This is a genomic window from Bacillus sp. HY001 (genome assembly GCF_007558965.1).
In the GTDB taxonomy this organism is placed as follows: domain Bacteria; phylum Bacillota; class Bacilli; order Bacillales; family Bacillaceae_G; genus Bacillus_A; species Bacillus_A mobilis.
This window is the reverse complement of record NZ_VLTE01000181.1, coordinates 1-6,551: the sequence shown is the minus strand read 5'-3', so window position 1 is coordinate 6,551 and position 6,551 is coordinate 1. Positions and strand designations below refer to the sequence as shown.

At 31.5% G+C, this 6,551-nt stretch carries 12 protein-coding genes; 8 read left to right on the top strand and 4 right to left on the bottom strand.

The annotated features are described in order from the left end of the window. The 6 genes from FOT98_RS30245 to FOT98_RS30220 all read left to right on the top strand — a co-directional run. Window positions 1-795 (top strand): topoisomerase C-terminal repeat-containing protein (locus FOT98_RS30245; RefSeq protein WP_260851152.1); only part of this gene is annotated, 795 nt, incomplete at its 5' end. A gap of 190 nt (window positions 796-985) precedes the next feature. Then, window positions 986-1,630, top strand: coding sequence for a thermonuclease family protein (locus tag FOT98_RS30240; protein ID WP_000708141.1), 645 nt, complete (start codon window positions 986-988; stop codon window positions 1,628-1,630). Window positions 1,631-1,663: 33 nt separating this feature from the next. After that, window positions 1,664-1,864 carry a hypothetical protein gene (locus FOT98_RS30235; protein WP_001014120.1) on the top strand — a complete coding sequence of 67 codons (201 nt, stop codon included), beginning with the start codon at window positions 1,664-1,666 and terminating at the stop codon, window positions 1,862-1,864. Window positions 1,865-1,940: 76 nt separating this feature from the next. Continuing rightward, the gene (locus FOT98_RS30230; RefSeq protein ID WP_000078380.1) at window positions 1,941-2,228 is read left to right on the top strand and encodes a hypothetical protein; all 288 of its coding nucleotides are present in this window, start codon (window positions 1,941-1,943) and stop codon (window positions 2,226-2,228) included. Window positions 2,229-2,304: 76 nt separating this feature from the next. Beyond that, complete coding sequence (locus tag FOT98_RS30225) at window positions 2,305-2,724, top strand: disulfide oxidoreductase (protein WP_000454806.1); 420 nt, start codon at window positions 2,305-2,307, stop codon at window positions 2,722-2,724. A 96-nt stretch (window positions 2,725-2,820) separates the two neighbouring features. Then, the gene (locus tag FOT98_RS30220; protein WP_000207870.1) at window positions 2,821-3,114 is read left to right on the top strand and encodes an ArsR/SmtB family transcription factor; all 294 of its coding nucleotides are present in this window, start codon (window positions 2,821-2,823) and stop codon (window positions 3,112-3,114) included. A 305-nt stretch (window positions 3,115-3,419) separates the two neighbouring features. On the opposite strand, the gene hfq is transcribed toward FOT98_RS30220, so the two are convergent. The 3 genes from hfq to FOT98_RS30210 all read right to left on the bottom strand — a co-directional run bounded on the left by hfq (window position 3,420) and on the right by FOT98_RS30210 (window position 5,012). Then, window positions 3,420-3,605, bottom strand: coding sequence for an RNA chaperone Hfq (gene hfq, locus FOT98_RS30215; RefSeq protein ID WP_000557400.1), 186 nt, complete (start codon window positions 3,603-3,605; stop codon window positions 3,420-3,422). A gap of 175 nt (window positions 3,606-3,780) precedes the next feature. Further along, entirely contained in the window at window positions 3,781-3,921 is a 141-nt protein-coding gene (locus FOT98_RS32640; protein WP_001233271.1) for a hypothetical protein, read from the bottom strand. Beyond that, window positions 3,918-5,012 (bottom strand): Rap family tetratricopeptide repeat protein, encoded by a 1,095-nt coding sequence (locus FOT98_RS30210; RefSeq protein WP_000561969.1) that lies wholly within the window; start codon window positions 5,010-5,012, stop codon window positions 3,918-3,920. The genes FOT98_RS32640 and FOT98_RS30210 overlap by 4 nt, the downstream gene beginning before the upstream one ends. A 347-nt stretch (window positions 5,013-5,359) precedes the next feature. Here FOT98_RS30210 and FOT98_RS30205 point away from each other — a divergent pair, with 347 nt between their 5' ends. Together FOT98_RS30205 and FOT98_RS30200 are read left to right on the top strand one after the other, a co-directional pair. After that, a complete protein-coding gene (locus FOT98_RS30205) occupies window positions 5,360-5,755 on the top strand; it encodes a hypothetical protein (protein ID WP_000549611.1) in 396 nt (131 codons plus the stop codon). Between the two features lie 176 nt (window positions 5,756-5,931). Then, a complete protein-coding gene (locus FOT98_RS30200; protein ID WP_000749219.1) occupies window positions 5,932-6,258 on the top strand; it encodes a hypothetical protein in 327 nt (108 codons plus the stop codon). A 71-nt stretch (window positions 6,259-6,329) separates the two neighbouring features. On the opposite strand, the gene FOT98_RS30195 is transcribed toward FOT98_RS30200, so the two are convergent. Then, a partial coding sequence (locus FOT98_RS30195; RefSeq protein ID WP_144291194.1) for a tyrosine-type recombinase/integrase occupies window positions 6,330-6,551 on the bottom strand: 222 nt, incomplete at its 5' end.

The window sequence follows — 6,551 nt, the reverse complement described above, 5'->3', positions numbered from 1 at the left end:
TGTGGAAATGGAATAATTTTAGATAGAGGGAAATTTTTCGGGTGTAGCAATCATCCAAACTGTAACATTGGATTACCCAAAAGAATAAAAGAAAAAACGATTCCTGCAGCACAAATTAAAAAACTGTTTGAAGAAAATAAAACGGACATTATAAAAGGATTTAAATCTAATGGCAAAGAATTTTCTGCTTATTTAGCATTCGTTAACGGTGAAGTCAGCTTTAATTTGCCTTCAGTTGAAGAATTATCGCTAGGTCAGTGTCCAAAGTGTCAAAAAGGACAAATCCTAAACCGTAAAACGTTTTTTGGGTGCTCAGAATATCAAAACGGATGCGATTTTATGTTGCCGGCTAAAATTAAAGGAAAGAAATTATCCGATAGCCAGATTAAAAAACTAGTGAATAACAATGTAACAGACTTCATTAGTGGTTTTAGTGGAGAAAAAGGAGAATTCACAGCTGCGATTCGATTAAACCCGGACCTTAGTATTTGTTTTGAATTTCCAACTGCAGAGGATCGTACAGTAGGTAAATGCCCATTATGCCAGAGTAGAGTCATAATAGGGAAAACAAACTATCTATGCGAACAGTACAAGAAGGGCTGTGATTTCATTGTTTCAGGAATGATACTTGAAAAAAGAATTACAGCTAGTCAAATCAAGAAATTATTAGAAAAGAATATGACGGATACAATAAAAGGATTCATATCGAAAAAAACAGGAAAATCATTCGATGCGAAATTAACATATGACTCTACACAGAAGAGAGTCACGTTTATATATGAGAAGAAGAAATAATATCGCAAAATCTTAAATTTCATATATAAAATTAATAAGAAATATGATATGATGAAAGTAACAAAATACTTCTAAAACTATCTTGCAAAAGGACACACCTACGCATATATATGCCATAGGTGTGTCCTTTTTTATTTGTTTTTGAGATGCAGCTATTTACGAATTTTGATTAGGAGGAAGAAATTTCGATATGAAAATATGGATTAAGGCTATTTGTTTAACATCATTCGTACTTCAAATGGCAGCATGTAGCAATTCGACACAAATAAATAATGAATCAAGACCTGCCCAAGCAGTACAAAACGGGATACAACAGCACATGGAAGGGAAAGGTATTGTTGATGTTCCAGAAGCTTATAAGGGAAAAATAAAAGACTTAGAGACTGTTAAAGGGAAGGTATTACATATAAAGGACGGAGATACGATAGACGTGAACGTAAAGAGGCAGAAACAGACGGTACGGTTACTGTTATTGGATACTCCTGAGTCTGTATCTCAAAAAATCCCACCACAAAAGATGGGAAAAGAAGCCTCTTCCTTTTTAAAGAAACAACTAGAAGGGAAAAGTGTAACTTTGGTTTATGATCGGGGACAAAAAGAAGACAAATACGGTAGGAAATTGGCTTATGTATTTTGTAACGGAATACATATTAATGAATTAATGGTCAAGTCTGGTTATGGGATTATAGCCTATATCTCTAGACTTAATACTACATTTCTACCTGAAATGCTAGAAGCAGAAAAAGAAGCAAAAGAATTAAAGGCTGGTGTGTGGGGCATTAAAGGATTTGTAGATGAAAAGAATCGGCATTATAACCGTAATGATGCAGCTTAATATCAATACTTATTCCAAAAGGAGGTTTCTTGAATGAATGGGAACAAAAGAAACATGCTCTTATCTTTTTTTATTTCTACTTTTTTTATTTTTTTGAGTCTATTTCCATTTAGCGGTAATGAATTTGTATATGTTATTGCAAAAATTGGAGCTGCAGCCGGTGTAATAAATATTGTGATGATGAGTGTGGTCTTGTATTTTCAAAGCAAAAAAATGAGACACCTCTTAAATTAATACGGCAAAAACGCTTGTTTTCCTTACTCGTATACAAAAGAAAGGGGTAAGGAAAACCGAAAGGGGCATTTTTTAGATGAGTCAAATTCCAGGGTTTTTGAAGTTCGTTTTAGCAAAGGAAAGACGATATGTATATTTGGCTGTAGCAGAAAAGAAAAACAAACGAGTGAAAACACATATTGTATATAGATTCGGTCCACTAGAAACAGCATTAGAAACTATGTACGGAATGCGTGATGATTTTGAGAATTGCTTTCCACCAGAGTTGAAAGATAAGGGGTATGACTGGGAAGATCTAAATGATTGGATACTATCCATTGAAACCGGTTATTCCAAATACGGAAATAAATTAGTGACATTCTAAATAGATAATTGAGATAATATTGCATCCTTATTATAAAACCTTCAATACAATTAAAATCGTGTGAGGAGAACATAAAATGGAATGGATTCGTAAGTACCACATTGCAATTGCTTGGATGATAGCTACTAGTGCAATGCTAATTAGTTTATTTTTTAGTGAATGGATGAAGCTGCCGCCATGTGATTTATGCTGGTACCAAAGAATGGCCATGTATCCATTAGTATTAATATTGGGGATAGGAATGTATAGAAAAGATCCGCGCGTCAGCATGTATGCATTTCCATTTACGTGTATCGGTTTAATATTATCTGTATATCAAATTACAATACAAGCATTTCCTATTAATGAGATGAAGATTTGTTCAGTAGGAGTTTCATGTACAGAAGATTACTTAAATTTATTCGGTTTCATTTCGATACCTATGCTATCTTTTATTGGATTTTTAGTCATCATAATACTTATATATATTGAATCTGATAGAGAGACAAAAGAATAAACATTATAGTGGTTATGAACAATGTACTCAAGTAAACACAACATACTTAAAAATAGATAATTAAAATAAAACAAAATTATAAAAGGAGAAATTAAAATGACAACTATTCAAGCAAGTAATGAAATGTACAAAATCCCAGAGGCGGATGTAGAATTATTAAAGATTATGGCCCATCCAGTTAGGTTACAAATTGTGAAGGAGCTAGAACACCGCAAAATTTGTAATGTAACACAATTAACAGAGCTATTAGATGTCCCTCAATCAACTGTATCTCAGCACTTATCTAAGATGCGTGGCAAGATTCTCCGCTCGGAAAGAAGAGGGTTAGAGATGTACTATCATATTGCAAATTCCAAAGCATGTCAGATTGTTAGTGTACTAGGTTTATAAATACCTCAAATTAAATAGCGGATTATGAAATTAAAAATAAAATAAGGGCAGCCTAGCATAGCTGCCCTTATTTTATTTGTGATTTTGCATATATTTGTGCGCATTTAGTATAGCAAACATTATTCTTTGCTTTCAACCTTCAATATTTTTTGTTTCTCAATATGTTTAGTATGCTTTTATTTTATAATAAACTTAATTCTTTTTATTTATCTATATTTCCTGGGGTGAATCCTTTTATTAAGGATTCCTTTTTTGTTTTTACCACTTTTTAAATTAAAAAAATTCAATTTTAAGCAGATTTATATTTATAAAGAAACCGTTGAAATAGCTTGTTTATAAAGGAATTGTTGCTTTCCGTTACTGGAGACTAGCACTGAAAATTTATCAACAGCAATAATAATGCCAGGTACTCTTACTCCGTTTATTAAAAATATTGTTACTAGTCTTTGTTCCTCTATTAATTTTTTATAGAAATCTTCTTGTGTATGCATTAATAGTTAATTCCTCTCTTAAAATTTTAAGCTCCCTTTTATGGATGCAAAAGGAACCAGTTACTTTTAATTTCTATATTAAGATTCTGAAATGATTGTATTTTGTAATTTTATAATAGGGATCCCCATATAAAAATAAAAGTCCTCACAATGAAGTGAAGACCCTTGTTTTTTATCATCCGCCAGTATGGCCGTGAGCATATTGTACAATTTTTTCCTCACTAAGCGCTTTCTGTGTATCAGTTGCATGGCTAGAATTCAAAATAAATGTGAATGCAGCTGTAATCCCGATTAAGCTAAAAATTACTTTTCTCATTTTAAAGCCTCCTTCTCAAAGTTTTTTTCTTCGGCTTGATGGCTAAGGTAAAAATAATCACTTGCTTTTGAACGGTTATTCTCTTGATGGAATAAAACTGCTAATTTTTTAGCGTATTCTTGTACGTACTCATGTAGGTTTTCTCTCTCAAAATAAGAGATTCCTGTTTTAATTGTCTTTTCTAATTCGTCAGCGGTTACTTTTTGATTTAACTTTTCTAAAATCCAAAAGTGATGTTCGTACTCTTCATTTTTAAGCTCTTTACAAACTTCTAATCCTTTATCTATAAGGTTAGAAGTTTCCTCTGAATCTCCCATTTCCATATGCTCTCTAGCCTTAATAAAGATTGCTTTATAGTCTTTAGGGAGTTCTTGTATTACTTCAGATAAGTATCGTATTGCTAGTTCAGATAAATTTTGGCCAGCATACATTAATCCTAAGTTGTGACGAACAAACGTAATAAATTTTTCTTCACCTGATTTTTTAAATGTATTAATAGCTGTAATAAAGTGTTCTTCAGCTTCTTCAAATTGTTTTAAGTGTGTACAAGCTAAACCAATTAAATTATCACATAACGCAATAGTAGCCTCATATCCTGCATGCTTTTTAAAAATCTCTTTTGCCTTAGTTGCTTCTTTGATAGCCGCCAATGGCTTATAGATATGATAATGGAAAGTGGATAGTTTGAAATAAAATTCTCCATGTTCAACTTCATCCGGGATATGGTTTAATAGTTCTTCAGCTTTGTTGTAATGTTCTTTCGCACTTGTAAAGTTACCTGTAATATTTGAATGAATAGCTTTAAAGAAATGGTAGTAGTACGATAAAAACTGATCTGCAGGCACCTCTAATGATTCAACCTTATCAAAACTGTCTTTTCCAATGCTTAAACTATCAACCATATATTGATGACGAAAATCTAAAAGAGAATAGTATAAAAGCAGGTTTTGGTCCTCTTCAATATTGTGTATTTTTTGATCAATTTCAACTTTTAATTTATGCGCCTTTCCAATATGTCTGGCACGAATCTCTATATACCAGTCATTTAACATTTTTGTGATTTGCTCATTACCCTTTATCGAAGCAATCATTATATATTCCCCCATCCTATAGAGTATCCTATTTATTACCATCATAGCAGAAAAGCAGGATATATTATGTAATTTTAATTTATTTATCAATAAAATTCTGAAAAAAAAGTTAATTCACTCATCGCTCAAAAAACAACAATAAACTTCATTAAGTTTATTGTTGTTTTTCGTATATATAAAATATATAATTTATATATATATTATTCTAAAATTAATACTCTGAAAGGGGGAGTGCCGAGATGAATATTAATAAGCTATAAGTGAAGAAGAAGGAATTCAACTCAGTAAAGAAAGAATTGTAGAAGTAAGAGAGAAGTGATTTTCATAACTGGGAAGGGATAAATATAATGCATAAATCTAATGAAAAAACCAATGCAAATGTTATAGTGTGTTTTTTTATAACTATTATTACGATTATAATTGTGTGGTTTATTTTTCCGGCAATACAGTCAGCTATGACAGAATATGAAATTGAAGAAGAGACAGTAAAAAAAGGAAGGTTAGTACAGGCGAAGGTTATCGATAAAAAATTTATTGAAGGCGATCCTGGAAATCCTCTTATGGGTGATACAGGTTCTCCAGACAAACATCTTATTACATTATATACGAATGAAAAGATGCGAATTATAGACGTGAAAAGTGATGTTTTTAACCAAATTGATGTAGGTAATGAAATAAAGGCTTATGAATATAAAGAACGCATAACAATAGAACAAGAAAAGAGAAAAAGTGGTTGGGATTAAGGGCAACTGCTCCAAGTGAATATGAAAATTTCACCTTTATTTAGTTAAGGGGGGATAGAAAAATTGAACGGTGATTTTTCGTGATTACATATATAATACATAATATAATGATATAATGTATTATATAAAAACCTAATACGTTTAGTTTACATAAATTGAAATGGGGTTGAACAAGAATGAAAAAGAGTTTACTTGAAAAGATTTTAAGTGCATTATCAAATAATATACCCGCTAAGGGGCTTTCAAATTACTTATACCAACAAATTCAACAGTTAACATCACAAAAGGATATTGAAGCCTTTTCAGCTAATTTACAAGAACGAGTCAAGAATATTGAGTCAGCATCTCAATTCGAATTAGTGAATTTAGGCACAGCACTATATGCAGCGTTCTCAGCTGATAGAGAGTATAAAAAAGGTTGGATCGTAGATGCTTATTGGGAAGTGTATAATAAATGTAATTCAGCCAATCAAGCTGTATTAACTGGTGTTTCAGGCTGGTAAGTTTTTTTATCACTGAGTAATAAATTCAACAGTATAAAAACAGGATACTTCTTTAAGGAAGTATCCTGTTTTTATTCAAATTGTCTTTTTTCTAATCGATCAATGGCTTCGCGTTTCTTCTCGTTATTAATATTAGTATAAATACTAGTAACTTCAACAGAGGTATGGCCAAGTTGATCGCGTAATAATACTAGATCCTTATTTTCTTTATAATGATTTGTAGCATAGGTATGTCGTAGTTTATGAGGACTGCGTTTTTCATCAAATGCACTTGTATATTTATCTACTAAATT

Excerpts from the sequence above, each read along its gene's own strand:
- FOT98_RS30240 (WP_000708141.1), top strand. The coding sequence starts at position 986 with ATGAAAATATGGATTAAGGCTATTTGTTTAACATCATTCGTACTTCAA.
- FOT98_RS30235 (WP_001014120.1), top strand. The coding sequence starts at position 1,664 with ATGAATGGGAACAAAAGAAACATGCTCTTATCTTTTTTTATTTCTACT.
- FOT98_RS30230 (WP_000078380.1), top strand. The coding sequence starts at position 1,941 with ATGAGTCAAATTCCAGGGTTTTTGAAGTTCGTTTTAGCAAAGGAAAGA.
- FOT98_RS30225 (WP_000454806.1), top strand. The coding sequence starts at position 2,305 with ATGGAATGGATTCGTAAGTACCACATTGCAATTGCTTGGATGATAGCT.
- FOT98_RS30220 (WP_000207870.1), top strand. The coding sequence starts at position 2,821 with ATGACAACTATTCAAGCAAGTAATGAAATGTACAAAATCCCAGAGGCG.
- hfq (WP_000557400.1), bottom strand. The coding sequence starts at position 3,605 with ATGCATACACAAGAAGATTTCTATAAAAAATTAATAGAGGAACAAAGA.
- FOT98_RS32640 (WP_001233271.1), bottom strand. The coding sequence starts at position 3,921 with ATGAGAAAAGTAATTTTTAGCTTAATCGGGATTACAGCTGCATTCACA.
- FOT98_RS30210 (WP_000561969.1), bottom strand. The coding sequence starts at position 5,012 with ATGATTGCTTCGATAAAGGGTAATGAGCAAATCACAAAAATGTTAAAT.
- FOT98_RS30205 (WP_000549611.1), top strand. The coding sequence starts at position 5,360 with ATGCATAAATCTAATGAAAAAACCAATGCAAATGTTATAGTGTGTTTT.
- FOT98_RS30200 (WP_000749219.1), top strand. The coding sequence starts at position 5,932 with ATGAAAAAGAGTTTACTTGAAAAGATTTTAAGTGCATTATCAAATAAT.